The following is a 14,491-nucleotide window of genomic DNA, read 5'->3' as shown; positions in this document are numbered from 1 at the left end:
ACGGGCTCACCCGCGCAAATGATCAAATATGCGCGGTTTTAGGTGATCGTCGACACCATCACCAGCCCGGTGCGGTCCCAGACCAGGATCTTCATTCTGTCGCCCCGCTTGGAGCGGAAGGCGAAGACCGCGCCGCTATAGGGGTCGTGCCCCAGCACCGTCTGCACCACCGCAGACAGTCCGTCATGTCCCTTTCGGAAGTCGACGGGGCGGGTCGCCAGCCAGACCCGGATCTTCTCCCCGGTCAGAATCATGGCGCGGCCCGAACGCAGACCAGGATACGCGACAGGTGCCCCGCGTCGAAGTCCGGCGGCACCACCACCCGGAGGTCGGCGATCTCGATCGCGATACCGTCCGCGGGCACCGAGGCCGCGCCGTTCCGCTCGGCAGCGACCGACACCGTCACCGGGACCAGGCCGAACGGATCGTCGCCCGCGCCGGCGACCGGGCCGAGCAGCCCGTCCCGCGCCATGCGCCGCCAGCCGCTCAACTGCGTTCGCGAGAGGCCGTGGCGCCGGGCAACCCCCGCCACCGTCGCTCCCTCCTCGAACGTCTCCGAGACGATCCGCGCCTTCACCGCTTCCGGCCAGACCCGCGCGCCGTTCGCGCCCGTCGCGACCGCGACCGAAGCGTCGGTGGCGTCCTCCGTCACTCGCTCATGCAATGTGTCTGTCATCTGTCACCTCCGTCGTTGACGGGGTCCAGATGACCACGAAAATCTCACGCTACAACGAGGGTGACGGCGCGGCGCTTACCGACGAACACGTAGGGCAGGCGCATCTGGAGCGTCGGGCGGTCCGGATGGCGCCACTCCGCCTCGTTCACCATGTGCATCAGGTCGGCGAGCTTGTTCGAGCGCACCGGCGAGGCCGCACCCAGAAGGTTGCGCAGGCGCGGCTTGCCCTCCTCGTCGCGCACGAAGCCGAGCCGCCAACTCCCGATCAGCGCGTGCGTACGATTGGCAATGAAATAAGTTTACCACGCCGCTCTGATCTCCAAGCCAAGCGTGTGCTCGGGGGCGGCGGTGTGGCTCTCTCGGCGGGTCGCCCTCACCCTGAAGGAGAGATCGGGCGCGTTCGCCGCCTCCGGCGCGAGCCGCCAGCCGAGGCTGTAGTCGCGCGCGCCGGTCGCAAGCCCTAGCTCCGCATGCGGGCTGCCGGTCCAGCGCCCGCCAAAGGCCGGTAAGCCGTAGGCGGCCTCCACTGCCCAGTGCGTGGTCGCCTCGCCGCCGCCGGTGCGGTCGTCGAGCGGATCGGGCGCGAACAGCGCGTCGAGACCGCCGCTGGCCGGCCCGCCCCAGTCCTGGCGCAAGGACAGCGACGCGCCCCGCTGCGTCGCCGGGGCCGGATCGTAGGCCAGCGCCGCCGAGAAGCCCCGGTCCTTCAGGTCGTCGTTGCCGTGCGCAATCAGCGTGCGGCCCGACAGGTCGAGGATGAGGCCCATGCCCGGGTCGGTCCACGCGATCCCGCCGCCGAGCTCGACCCCGAAGCCGGTCTCCGCGTCGCCGCCGTCATGGCGCGCGCCCACTTCGAGCTTCGGCACGAGGCTTGCCCCATCCTCCAGCGCAACATGGTAGCTGCCCTCCAGGCCGACCCTGAGCCGGGTCACGTCGGAGTCCGACGCCGCGAGGTCGCGGGTCTTCTCCGAGGAGGTCCGCGTCCACAGCGCGTCCGAGGTCACCGCCAGCGCCGGGCCGGAGCCTTCCTGCGGGGCTTGGAGCAGGTCGCCCCGCATCCCCGCCGCCGCCATGGACCAGCTCGTGTCCGCCTTGTAGCGGCCGCCCAGTTCGGTCTTCAGCGTCACCTCGCCCGTGCCGTAGCCGGCCGCGCCCCAGAGCTTCAGGCGCTCCGATGCCTGGAAGGCCGCGTAGGGGACCGCCGCCGTCAGCGACGCCTCCACCTTGCCGTCGCCCTCCCGCACCGCGCCCCGGCACAGTTCGGCCGCCTCGGGCGGGCAGTCCTGCGAGGCGGCGCGGGCCGCGATGTCCGTGTCGCGGTAGTCGCCCTCGCCGTCGCTCTGCGCCAGCGCAAGGCCGATCAGCCATCTGCCCCTGGCATAGTCCGCCCCCAGCATGCCGGTGGTGACCGCGCCGTCGAGCGAGAAGGTCCCCTCGCGCCCGTCGAAGCGCCCCTGCGCCGCCCGGCCCCAGAACGCGGCGGTGCCGCCCGACGAGTCCGCCTCGCCCGTCAGCGTGAAGCTCGACCCGAGCAGCGCCTCGCGCGCGGTCAGGGTCCGCGTCTCACCGAAGCCGTTGCCGAAGCCGGCCGCGTCATGACCGAAACCGCCGTCGATGCCGTCCAGACCGGGCCGTCCCGAATCTCCGCCGAACGCCTGCGCCACATCCGCCAGCGCGAGCGCGCCGGTCCCGTCGAGAACCGAAGCCCCCGCGGCCGCATCGTCCGGTCCGGCGTGGCCGCCGGCGGGCGCGCCGAAGCCGAGCGCCAGCCCGGCGAGCGTGCCCTGCATGCCCGGCGTGCGCGGCGCCGCCATGCGGTGCGCAATCCCGTCCAGAGCCTGCTCGGCGACGGTGCGCCCGAACCGCGCGAGCCACGCCGCCGGCATCGGGTCGTCGTTCACGATGGTCCCCACCGCCACCCCGTCACCGATGGTCGCGCCCTGCGCGTTCGACAGCACCACCTCGAACGTCTCCGCCCCCTCGTCGTGGCTGTCGTCGTAAATCAGAATCCACACCTGCTTCTCCGTCTCCCCCGCCCGGAACGTCAGGGCGGAGCTGCCCGGCGCGTAGTCCCGCCCCGGCTCGGCCGACACCGGCGCCGACGGCCGCGTCGAGACATGCACCCGCACCGGCCCCGGCGCGGGCGGAGTGAGCCGCACCGTGAACGGCATCACCGGGAAGCGGGCGCCCTCCTTCGCCGTCGAGTCGCCCACCGACAGCGCAGGCGCCGCCGAAGGCGCGTCGTCGTCGGTCACCTCGACCGACGCCGAGGCGGGCGCGCCCACCGTGTAGCCCGCGCCGGGCTGCACGGCCACGCTCGCCGAGCTGTCCGGCTCGTCCGTGGCGTCGTTCACCGTGGCGACGGAGAACGTCGCCTCCGTCGCGTCTTTCGGAATCGTGACCGTGGCCGGACCCTCGTCCGCCGCCGCCACATGGTCGCCGGCCCCGGTCTCGGAGACCGCGAGCTCGACCGTCAAGGCCGAAGCAGAGGCGCGGTCGGCGGTCAGCGTGAATGTGGCATCGCCGCCCTCGGTCACCGAGGCCGCCTTGGCCGCGATGGTCACCACCGGCGGCGGCTCATCGTCGTCGCGGAGGGTGATGGTGCCCGAGGCGGAGGCGCCGACCGTGTAGCCCTCGCCGTCCTCGACCGTCACGCTCACCGAGCCGTCGGGCTCATCCGCAGCATCGTCGGTCGTCGTCAGCGTCAGCGTGGTGCTGCCCGTCGTGGGGAGGGTGACCGTCCGCTTCCCGGCGGTCACGCCGTACTCGCCGGCGGCCGCCACCGTCACGCTCACCGCAAGTGACGCGGCCGGGACGGGATTGGCCGTCAGCGTGAAGCTCGCATTGCCGCCCTCGGTCACCGCGCTCCCGGCCGAGACCGTCACCACCGGCACGTCGTCGTCGCGGATGGCGACGGTGTCCGATGCGGGGTCGCCCACCGTGTAGCCGCTGCCGTCCGTCACCGTCACGGTCACCGAGCCGTCCGGCTCGTTCGTGGTGTCGTCGGTCGTCGCGAGCGTCAGCGTGACGATGCCGGTCGTGGGGATGGTCACCGTCTGCGGGCCGGCGGCGATGCCGTATGCGCCGGTTGCCGCCACCGTCACGCTGACGGCCAGGTCCGCCGCCGGTGCCGGGCTCGCCGTGAGCGTGAAGGTCGCGCTGCCGCCTTCGGTCACTGCGCTCCCTGCCGACAGCGTCACCGCCGGCGTGTCGGGCGGCGGCTCGTCGTCGTCCCGTACGGTCACGCTTCCCGATGCGGGGGAGCCGACCGTGTAGCCGTCTCCGTCGGTCACCGTCACGGTCACCGAGCCGTCCGGCTCGTCCGTATTGTCGCCGGTCGTCGCCAGCGTCAGCGTGGCGCTGCCCGACGTCGGGATGGTGACGGTCCGCGGGCCGGCGGTCACGCCCCAGGCGCCGTCGGTCGCCACCGTCACGCTCACCGGCAGGTCCGCCGCGGGCGGCGGGGTCGCCGTCAGCGTGAACACCGCATCGCCGCCCTCGGTCACCGGGCTCGTGCCCGCCGAGACCGTCACCGCCGGCTCCTGCGACTTCAGGTACACCGAGGCCGCCTTGAAAGGACTGTCCGGCCACTGCGCCGCGTTCGCATGAATCTCGGACGCCGCCATGGGCGCGAGGCCCGTCCCCGTGTCGTGCCCGAGCGCCTCCAGCACCCGGTTCCACTTGGCGATATGCACGGGATTGCCCTTCACGGCCGTGTTCTTCGGATTGTCCCGCACCTCGATGAGGTAATTCACGACCGCTTGATAATCGGTCCAGTCCGGTGTCGTTGCCGGCGCGTCATCGTCCTGGATGGCGACCGTCCCCGAGGCGGCGGACCCCACCGTGTAACCGTGGCCGTCGGTCACCGTCACCGTCACCGAGCCGTCCGGCTCGTCCGCGCCGTCATCGGTCGTCGGCAACGTCAGCGTCGCGCTGCCGGTCGTCGGGATGGTGACGGTCTGCGGGCCGGCGGTGATGCCGTATGCGCCGTCGGTCGCCACCGTCACAGTCACCGCGAGCGCCGATGCCGGGGGCGGGGTCGCCGTCAGCGTGAAGGTCGCGCTGCCGCCCTCGGTCACCGGGCTCGTGCCCGCCGAGACCGTCACCGCCGGCTCGTCCGGGTCCTGCTCCTTCGACTTCAGATACACCGAGGCCGCCTTGAAGGGACTGTCCGGCCACTGCGCCGCGTTCGCATGAATGACGGACGCCGCCATGGGCGCGACGCCCGTCCCCGTGTCGTGCCCGACCGCCTCCAGCACCCGGTTCCACTTGGCGATATGCACGGGATTGCCTTTCACGGCCGTGTTCTTCGGATTGTCCCGCACCTCGACGAGGTAGCTCACGACCGTCTGGTAATCGGTCCAGTCCGGCGTGGTGTCGTCGTCGTCGCGCACGGTCACGCTGTCCGAGGCGGCGGCCCCCACCGTGTAGCCGTCGCCGTCCTTGACCGTCACGGTGACCGAGCCGTCCGGCTCGTCCGCACTGTCGCCCGTCGTCGCCAGCGTCAGCGTGGCGCTGCCCGCCGTGGGAATGGTCACCGTGCGCTCGCCGGCGGCGATACCGAAGTCGCCGTCGGTCCCGATGGTTACTGTCACCGCCAAGTCCGCCGCAGGTGCCGGGTTGGCTGTCAGCGTGAACACCGCGTCGCCGCCCTCGGTCACCGATGCGCCCGCCGCAATCGTCACCACGGGCGGCGGCAGGTCGTCGTCGCCGATGGCGACGGTGTCCGATGCGGGGGAGCCGACCTTGTAGCCGTCGCCGTCGGTCACCGTCACCGTCACCGAGCCGTCCGGCTCGTCCGCCTCGTCGCCCGCCGTCGCCAGCGTCAGCGTCGCGCTACCCGTCGTCGGGACCGTCACGGTCCGCGTGCCGGCGGTCACGCCGTAATCACCGTCCGTCGCCACCGTGACGCTCACCGGAAGGTCCGCCGCAGGCGCCGGGGTCGCCGTCAGGGTGAAGGTGGCGTCGCCGCCCTCGGTCACCGCAATCCCGGCCGAGACCGTCACGACCGGCTCGTCCGGGGCCGAGTCCTTCAGCGTAATCCGACCGTCGCCGGTGCGCGCCCCCTCCGCCCCGCCGTCAAGGCCCGTCGCCGTCAGCTTCGCTCCGGTCCCCGTCGACGACGACGGTATCGACACCGTCACCGTCCGGTCCGACGCGAGCGCGTCCGCCGCGACGCCGAGCGTCAGCGTGAACGACGCGGCGCCCGTCCCGGACACAGGCCCGGCAAACGTCACCGTGCTTCCCGAGAGGCTCACCCCCGCCGGAGGCGAACTCGGCGCCGACAGCGTGAAATCCGTCCCCAACGCGCCCCCGGCGAATGCAAGCGGCACCGCAAGGCTCTCGCCAGCCACAAGGCCACGATTGAGCGTCAATGCGATGGAGGCCGTGTCGCTCGCATCCCCCTCCGAAGCGCTCGCGTCCGGCACCATCAGCGTCACCGCCGTCGCATCGTTGTCGGTAATCGCGATCGTCACATGGTCCGCCGCGCCCGCCGAGAAACCCGCAGGCAGCGGGCTGCCCAGCTCAATGACCACCGTCTCGCCGGGCTCGTCTTCGCTGTCGTCGACGACCGTAAAATCCGCCGTGCCGCTGCCGGCGCCGTCGGGAATGGAAATCGTGTCGGCAAAACTGTAGTCGCCAGTCGCCGCAGTCGTGCCGGCCGCACGCACCCGCACCGGGATGGCGAGCGCCGCGCCCGTCGCGTTCGCCCGCTTCAGCGCTGCCGTGACCGTCAGCGCCGAGCCGCCCTCGGCAACGGCGCCGTTGCCACTCACCGACAGCGATACCGGATTGCCCGCCACCGTCACGAACAAGGCGGGCAGCGTCGCGTCGCCGAGGTTGTAGTCGCCGTCCGACGATGCGGTCGTGTGCGAGATGGACGCCTGGCCCCCGCCGGCGCCCGTCACCGTCACGGTCTGCGGAACATGCCAATTGCCGGTCTTGAAGGTGAGCGGCCCGCTCACCGTCGCGACCTTCTCAACGCTGCTGGCGGGGGTGACAGTCACGTTCGCGTCGGGCGGCGCCGGGAGCCGGAGGTCGTAGGTGGCCGTGCCGCCGGCATCCACCTTCAGTCTGCTTTCATCGACCACGAGCCCCGCCACGCGCGGCGAGGTCCGGGTGAAGGGCTTCATGTCATTGGCGGACAGCAGCGTGTCGAAATAGGCGATCCGGTTCGGGATCGTGCTGAAGATCTTCTTTTCCCAGGTCCGGCTTATCCTCGACGGCACATACCGGGCGGCAAAATACGCCAGGAAAGACTCCGCCACGTCCTCCCGCTGGGGATTGCTCTTCGCATAGGTCGAGATATACGCCGCGTCGGCCTTCTGCGCCGCCTTCCATTTGGGATCCGATATGACCTGATTATCCAGCGAATTATGCGCTGCCTCGTGGACCAGCGCTTCCTCGTGATACGGCTCCCATCCAATTTCCGTATAGATGCAGATCTCGCCAAATAGCCGGTCCCCAAACCACGAATGACTTCCCTTGTGTATGGAGACTGTACGAATCCCGGTTGTCCCCCGCATTCCGGTCCGCAGCACCTTCGGCAGGCGGCCGACAGCCTTGCCGTATTTTTCGGCCGCTTTCGCCGCTTCCGCCTCATTGAAGTCCGCATGAACCTGGATATCGAAATTGTTGGTCCCGCCGTCGCAACTGGCGTCGAAGAGCCAGGCATTGACCGATCGCGCGAAGGCGTAGGGCCCATTCTCGTTCATGGGCCGGCTCCCCCGGGGCTGGCTGGCCGCTTGGACCGTGCAGGCGGAGGAATCGGAAGGTGTGATGACGCCCGAAGCAACCCATGGGGTCGACCTTGCGTATGAATGGGCTCCAGCTTCCTTCGCCGGCGGGAGGATCAGGCACATCGCGGCGAGAGCCGCCAGAAGGACCGCGCGCACCGCTTTCCGCGTGGGCTCCGGACCCTCCATTCTTTCGCGCTCGACCCGCCGCACGCGCCGCCCTTGGCTCCCGGCGCACACTGCCGCCATGGACGGGCACACGGCATCCGTGCAAGGCGGGCATTGGCAAGAGCAGCGGCAGGACGAGAGCCGGTAGGGTGGCGAAAACGTGATCGACATGGAAACGTGCCCGTCAGGCGAACAGGAAGTCCACCGCAGTCAGATCCGACGGTGCCACATCCTCCAGTGTAATCGTTCCCAGGGTCACGCCTTCCTTCTTGGCCGTCACTACCGCATCGCCGTCGGCGTTTTCCCCGATCGTGAGATCGCTGAAGGCCAGCCCCTGGCCTGTGAAATACAAGAGATCCGTGCCGTCCTTGAAATCGGTGATGACGTCATCGCCGAACGCCTTGTCGTCGTACGCGAAGCGGTCCGCGCCCTTGCCGCCGGTCAAACTGTCATCCCCGGCACCGCCATACAGGAAGTCGTCCCCGGAGCCGCCAAACAGGAAATCGGCGGGGATCGCATTGGCGCCGGCTTTGCCGACACCGATATTGCTGCCACCGTACAGATGATCGTTTCCAGCACCCCCATCAAGCAAGTCGACAGCGCCACCGCCATAGAGCCAGTCGTCGCCGTCGTCGCCGTAAAGGACATCGTGGAACCCCTGACCGTGGATGATGTCGTCTCCGTCGCGGCCGGAGTACCGATTGAGGCCATTCCCGCCAATCATCGTGTCGGCTTCATCGGTGCCGAGAGCGTGTATGGCAGGATCCGGGCCGCTCACGCCCGCGATATTGATCGACTGCATCGCCCCGACATTCTCCAGGACGATCGTGGATCCCTCTCCCTTGACCGTCAGGGTCACGTAGCCGTCGTCGTTGAAGGTCAGCTCTAGGTCGTCATAGTCCAGGCCGGCACCCGCAAAGTCCAAGATGTCTCCATCCTCACCGGCATCGAAATCCTTGATGATGTCATTGCCAAACGTCTTGCTGCCGTACCGGAAGCTGTCTGCGCCCGTACCGCCGTAAAGCACGTCATCGCCGCCATTTCCGGAAATCCGGTCGTTGCCGGCGGCGCCGTAAATGCAGTCAGCATCCGCCGTGCCGGTGAGCTTATTGTCGTTGTCGTCGCCGCGGATTTCGTTCTTCGGAGGATCAAAGGGAGGAGGGGGAACGAGACCATCGATCCAGGACGAGACTTCGGACTGGGGCAATCCCGTCACGCCCTCCAGGGTAATCGTGGAGCCTGTCTTATTGACTTTCACGACCGTGCCGTCCGAGTTCTCCGTGAACTCTAGGTGGCCGAGCGACAGACCGGAACCGGTGAAGTCCAACTTATCCGTGCCGTCCTCGAAATCCTTGATGACGTCATTGCCGAACAGCCCACTGTCATAGGCGAAAGTGTCCTCGCCGGCGCCGCCGGTCAGCGTGTCGTTCCCGCCATTGCCACGAAGGTTGTCGTTTCCGGCGCCGCCGTAAAGCTCGTCCTTGCCGTCGCCGCCATACAGGTTGTCGCCGCCGTCGCCTCCGTAAATTTCGTCATTGCCCGCCATACCTGAAATCGTGTCGTTGCCACCAAGTCCGAATATCTTGTCGTCATCTTCGGTGCCGGTCAGCACGTCATCGCCCTGGGTGCCGTAGATCCCATCCAGCCCAGTGACGTTGTCCCTGAAGTTTTTCAGGAGGTCGGCTCGGGACACGCCATCCAGAACGATCTTGTCATCTGTGATCACCGTGTCTCTGGCGGAGCCCTTCAACTTCACGACCGCATCGCCCTTGCTGTTCTCTGTGATCTCCAAATCGGCGAGCGACAGGCCGGACTCGTCGAAGTTCAGCTTGTCCGTCCCGATCTTGAAATCCTTGATCCTGTCAGCGCCGAATGTCCTGCTGTCATAGCCGAAGGTGTCCGCGCCGGAGCCGCCGTCAAGCGTGTCATTCCCGATGTCGCCGTATATGAAATCGTTGTCGGCGCCGCCATAAATCTCGTCGTTGCCTTCGTTGCCGTACAGCGTGTCATTCCCGGCGCCGCCACGGAGAACATCGTCGTCGGCGCCACCATCGACCGCGTCGTTTCCGCCACCACCATCGATCTTGTCGTTTCCGGCGTTGCCAAAGAGCACATCTTTCTCGCCAGCGCCGCGGAGAAGGTCGTCGCCCGCACCGCCATCGATGAAATCCTCGCCTGCGTAGCCATAGAGTTCGTCATCGCCTTCGCCGCCATAGAGGAAATCGTTCCCGGTGCCGCCGCGAATCACATCATTGTCGGCGCCGCCACGCAGCGTGTCGCTTCCACTACCGCCGTCGATCTCGTCATTGCCCGTGCCACCAAAGAGCTCGTCGTTCTCGCCAGCGCCACGGAGAAGGTCGTCGCCCGCACCGCCATAAATGTGGTCATCGCCTCCAAGGCCATAGAGCTCGTCATCGCCGTCGTCGCCAATGAGCGTGTCTTTCCCGATGCCGCCATAAAGCGCATCGTCGTCGTCTCCGCCATAGAGCGTATCGCCGTCAGCACCGCCGTAGAGCGTGTCCTCGCCGCCGCCGCCGCTCAGTGTGTCAACCCCGGGGCCGCCATAGAGCGTGTCGCCCCCAAGACCGCCGTAGATCTCGTCATTGCCACCCAAGCCATGGAGCGTGTCGTCGCCGCCCTTGCCATGGAGGGTGTCGTTGTTCTTCGTGCCACGTTTCGTGTCGTCGCCGTTATCGCCGGTGAAGGTGATGCCGTTTTCGCTCATGGGTTACCCCCTGGTATGTCGGCAGAACAGCGCAACCCGCCTTCGCGCATGTCGTGGAGGATCAAACGAGTCGTCGGGAGGAGAGCCGGGGCGCCATTCTGCGGCCGGAAGGCCGGACGCACATTTCGTGTCGCCGTGCTGGGCGGCCGGGCAGCACGGTTGCTTCGTGGATCCACGGAACCACTGAGTCGCTAAAGATATCCCCTCATTCTCGGCAGTCACCGCTTTCTCGGCACGACCAGCGTCTCTGGCCGTCGCTCTCCGGCGGTGCGGAACAGGGCGAAGGTCTGGTTGACGTAGTTGACCACGCCCGAGATGTGTTCGAGATAGGCGTCGAGCTCCGGCGTGCGCTCCGCCTCCACCAGCCGGAACGGCCGGTCCGGCGGCAGCGTCTCGAACTGGCAGTAGAACAGCGGCTCGCCCCGCACGAGGCGCAGCTCCTTCTCCGTGTCGTGCCACTCGAACGCCCACATCAGCGGACGCGGCCAGACGTCGATCGGGAACCGTCCCCCGAACAGCGTCCCGGGCCAGGGTTCCGCGCGGTAGTGCATGAAGGGCGCGACCTGCGAGAGATAGACCGGCTCGTCGGCGACGAACACGTAGGGCAGGCGCATCTGGAGCGTCGGGCGGTCCGGATGGCGCCACTCCGCCTCGTTCACCATGTGCATCAGGTCGGCGAGCTTGTTCGAGCGCACCGGCGAGGCCGGGCCGAGGAGGTTGCGCAAGCCCGGACGGCCTTCCTTGTCGCGCACGAAGCCGAGATGCAGGTCGAACGGGCACGGCACCTCGACATGGCGGCTCTCCAGGTTGAGGATCGCCGGGCAGCGCGAGGCCGACTTCGCATGGGTGCGGCTCATCTCGCCCGAGCGCACCCGGGCGGGCTCGCCGTAGATCACGGCACCCTGGGCGACGTTCAGAAGCCAGCCGACCGTCACCGGCCCCGACCCGGGTTCCGCCTCGGGCAGGGCGTGCGTGATCCGGATGTCCATCGTGCCCCTGTCCATGGGGCGATGGTAGAGCAACTGGCACGGAGCGAGTCAACATCATGACTCTCACCCGCTTGTTCACGAGCGAGGAAAGAATAGCACGAAGTACACGGAATTCTCGGAAGAATCGTCGCATCGCGACGATTGGTGTGCCGCGCCCTGCTGGCTGCCCGCGATCGCACGCTGCCGCCTCGGTGTCCGTCGTCCCGCATCCTGCCTTGGGTCACGGGCGTTGTCCGAGGAGCCGCGGTGCCTCGTACGGGCAGTGGTCGCCGAAAGACGGGGCGGTGTTCGTCGATGCGGCTCGCAGTTCCGGCCTTGCGCCGAGCATCGCCATGGGCCGTTCGGTCCGCAGGCGGACCGGTCGGGATTGTCGTGAGCATGCTTACACGGTCGTCTTGCCGCTCAGCGCGCGCCCGTCCCGAACTCCGGCGAACGCGGGCACCGCGCGACGCCGATACCATTTGTTGAGCGGTCACGGTGTCCCCGGAGGCGCCAGCCATCCTGCGGGCGTTACATCGGGGTGAACCGGGGGCACTCCGGCCGCGGGCTCGGCGCGGGTGAGGCCGTCGTGTTGGCGCTCAGCGTTTATTCGGGTTTTCGGTCCTCGGCCGCCGATTCACCCAATATTTTGTGGAGGCCTGACGGGCAATTCCGGCGCGACTTCGGAGATGGTGCGGCTGATGGCCTCGATCTCGTCTTGGCGCCCGGCCTTCTCCATGTCCCGGACGATCGCCTGCGCGGTGAACATCGTCGAGCGCAGGAGATGGATTTCCGCCTCTGTGCGGGGCCATTCGCGCCTGTCGAGCGCCTCCAGGGCGAGGTCGATCACGAGCTCGTTCGTCGTGCGCCGGGTTCCCCTGGCGGCGTTTTCGAACCGCTCCCACTGCTCGGGGAGCACGCGGATGCGCCGGCTCAGTGCTCGGTCGGTCGTTTCGGTCATGGCTGGGTCTCGATTCCGTTCGGTTTTCTGACGCAAAGAAGCCTCTTTCGTGGCGACTCCCGCAGGAGACGAGGCCGTTTCGGGCGAGACTCTACCGCGTTCCTGCTCGCGGCGAGACCGTTCGGCGGGCGCTGCACATCGGCGCGGAAGGCCGGGCGGGCGACGGGGCCTGTCACAGAACGCGACCAGGCAGGGGATTGCCTACACCGGTGGGAACACGGTCCGTGTTGGGCTCCGCAGCGACGGTTCCAACCCATTGATAGCCAACCGTAAAAAGCGTGTGACGACGTGTTGCTCCCTGGTCGCGATTCGTGACGGCTTTTCCCGGCATGCGAGAGCTACCATCACCTGCGAGGAATCGTACCCGGTCGCAGCCTGGCGCAGGTCTTCGCAGCCTTTGCGAGCCCTGCACTATCGGTGCGTCGGGTGTGGAACCCAGACCGCTCCAGCGGTAGGAACGGCCAATCCGTGCGGCATGAGCGATGGGGGAATCTTCGCCGGCGAGCGTGGCGGTTCGGAGCCGCCGCGGCGATTGAGCGCCGGCGGTGACGACACGACGCATGGACGAAGCGTAGAGCGAAGTGGCGGGCGAAGTGACGCCGGCTCGGAAGGGAGCATCGTCACGAGTCTCGCCGCGAGTGCCGGGGATCGTGCGGCCGGCAGCGTGCAACGGCATCGGCGGTCGCATCGGCGAGCCGCGCGCTTGCGCCGGCGGAGCCCCCGGATCGTGGTCCGGGGCAAGCTGCACGCCGAGCGCAGCGAGGCGGCGAGTGGAACGGTCTCGATGTCGATCATGGCATTCGTCGAGACGATCGCGTTGGCCAACGGCGATGCGCGAGCCTGCGAGCGCGAGCCGGATCGCGAGCGCGGCGCGAAGCGCGCGCGAGGACGCCGCTGCCGCAGCATCACCGAGCGTGCGAAGATCAACGGGCCACGCCGCCACCGCCCGTTGCCGGGGATGACGACGCGGCCCGCGATGCGCTGCGGCCTAGGCGGCTCGCATCACCGGTATGCCGAGCTGGCGTGCGCGTTCGACGAGGTTCTCGGTGATGCCGCTGCCGGGGAACGCGATCACGCCCTTGGGCAGGAGGTTGAGGAGTTCCTCGTTGCGGCGGAACGGTGCGGCGCGTCCGTGGCGCTGCCAATCGGGCTTGCAGACCACCTGGTGGACGCCGTTGCGCTCGGCCCAGCGGGCGGCGATGCGCTCGACGCCGGGGCCGCCGCCGTGCGCCAGGATGATGTCGGCGTACTTCGCCTTCGCCTTGTCGAGGTGCGCGGTCACCGCGGCCGGGTCGGCCACGTCCTTGCCGCCGGCGATGGCGACCAGGGTGCCCTGCGGCAGGTGTGCCGTGGTCGCGCGGTCCTTCCTCGCCCGCATGAAGTCGCGGGCGTCGATGCTGGCCGAGGTCAGCGCGCCGGTCTGCGAGACGTTCGAACCGTGCCGTGGGCGCCAGGTTTCGCCGGTGGCGGCGCGGTACTGCTCGGCCACGGCGTCGCGCATGATCTCGAAGGCGTCGCGGCGGTCGCCGAGGTTGCGCGCCCTGTCCGTCACCAGCTCCAGCTCGCGGGACTTGACCTCGGAGCCGTCCTGCGCCGATTGCAGGCCGCGCATCTCGGGGGTGAGCTTGTCGACGCCGCGGTCGAGGCGGCGCACCTGTGCGTCGAAGGCGTTGACGATGCCCCAGAGCAGGTGCTCGCGCTCGTCGGCGATCTGGAAGCCGTCGGGCGCGACGCCCTCGGCGATGATGCGGAACGCCTCGCCCAGCGCGTCGGTCGCGTCGTCGCGGTCCCAGACTTCGCGGGGGTCGAACTCGCCACGCTCGGGGGTGGCGCCGAACAGCGCCGCGTTGTCGCAGATGGTCGCGGTTGCGGACTGCGCGTCGGTCTCGATGGTGTGGATGTTCTCGATGACGGTCATGACGATCTCCTTACGATCGGTTGCACGTCCGGGGCCGATCCCCGTCGTGATGTCCTGTTGGGAGCCGCGCGCGCAGCGGAAGCACCTGGCCTTAGAAACTCTTGGGCGGGGTTGGTGCGGAAAGTCGCCGATGGTGCGGAAGTTGGGCGTCTTGCGGCTTGGGGAGGCCCGGCGCGGGGTCGCGGTGGTTGGCCGCGTTTCGAGTAGGCCTGCTTCAGGGCTGGGAGCGCCGGGCCGATGCGGCGGCCGCTTGCGGACGCCGCGCCACAGGCGAGGCGGTTTGTGAGTTCGCGCAAGCCCAACTTCACGGTCGGCGACTTTCACGGCCCGCCCTAGAG

The 14,491-nt window shown here is 68.5% G+C and carries 8 protein-coding genes; all 8 read right to left on the bottom strand.

The genetic code is table 11. The features are described 5' to 3' along the window. Positions 1–38: 38 nt before the first annotated feature. The 8 genes from tnpB to OXM58_14420 all read right to left on the bottom strand — a co-directional run bounded on the left by tnpB (position 39) and on the right by OXM58_14420 (position 14,153). Positions 39–254 carry an IS66 family insertion sequence element accessory protein TnpB gene (tnpB, locus tag OXM58_14455; protein ID MDE0149570.1) on the bottom strand — a complete coding sequence of 72 codons (216 nt, stop codon included), beginning with the start codon at positions 252–254 and terminating at the stop codon, positions 39–41. Further along, the gene (locus OXM58_14450) at positions 251–676 is read right to left on the bottom strand and encodes a transposase (GenBank protein MDE0149569.1); all 426 of its coding nucleotides are present in this window, start codon (positions 674–676) and stop codon (positions 251–253) included. Before OXM58_14450 ends, tnpB begins: the two co-directional genes overlap by 4 nt. A 44-nt stretch (positions 677–720) precedes the next feature. After that, positions 721–918 (bottom strand): hypothetical protein, encoded by a 198-nt coding sequence (locus tag OXM58_14445; protein ID MDE0149568.1) that lies wholly within the window; start codon positions 916–918, stop codon positions 721–723. Positions 919–975: 57 nt separating this feature from the next. Further along, complete coding sequence (locus tag OXM58_14440; GenBank protein ID MDE0149567.1) at positions 976–7,392, bottom strand: hypothetical protein; 6,417 nt, start codon at positions 7,390–7,392, stop codon at positions 976–978. Between the two features lie 373 nt (positions 7,393–7,765). Further along, the gene (locus tag OXM58_14435; protein MDE0149566.1) at positions 7,766–10,306 is read right to left on the bottom strand and encodes a calcium-binding protein; all 2,541 of its coding nucleotides are present in this window, start codon (positions 10,304–10,306) and stop codon (positions 7,766–7,768) included. 218 nt (positions 10,307–10,524) lie between these two features. Continuing rightward, positions 10,525–11,295: a hypothetical protein gene (locus OXM58_14430; GenBank protein ID MDE0149565.1), complete on the bottom strand. Its 771-nt coding sequence runs from the start codon at positions 11,293–11,295 to the stop codon at positions 10,525–10,527. A gap of 616 nt (positions 11,296–11,911) precedes the next feature. Continuing rightward, complete coding sequence (locus tag OXM58_14425; GenBank protein MDE0149564.1) at positions 11,912–12,235, bottom strand: hypothetical protein; 324 nt, start codon at positions 12,233–12,235, stop codon at positions 11,912–11,914. A 988-nt stretch (positions 12,236–13,223) separates the two neighbouring features. Further along, complete coding sequence (locus OXM58_14420) at positions 13,224–14,153, bottom strand: DUF2493 domain-containing protein (protein ID MDE0149563.1); 930 nt, start codon at positions 14,151–14,153, stop codon at positions 13,224–13,226. Positions 14,154–14,491 lie beyond the last annotated feature (338 nt).

The organism is Rhodospirillaceae bacterium (assembly GCA_028819475.1).
Lineage (GTDB): Bacteria > Pseudomonadota > Alphaproteobacteria > Bin65 > Bin65 > Bin65.
The sequence above is the reverse complement of the archived record's forward strand: the minus strand, read 5'-3'. Positions and strand labels throughout refer to the sequence as shown.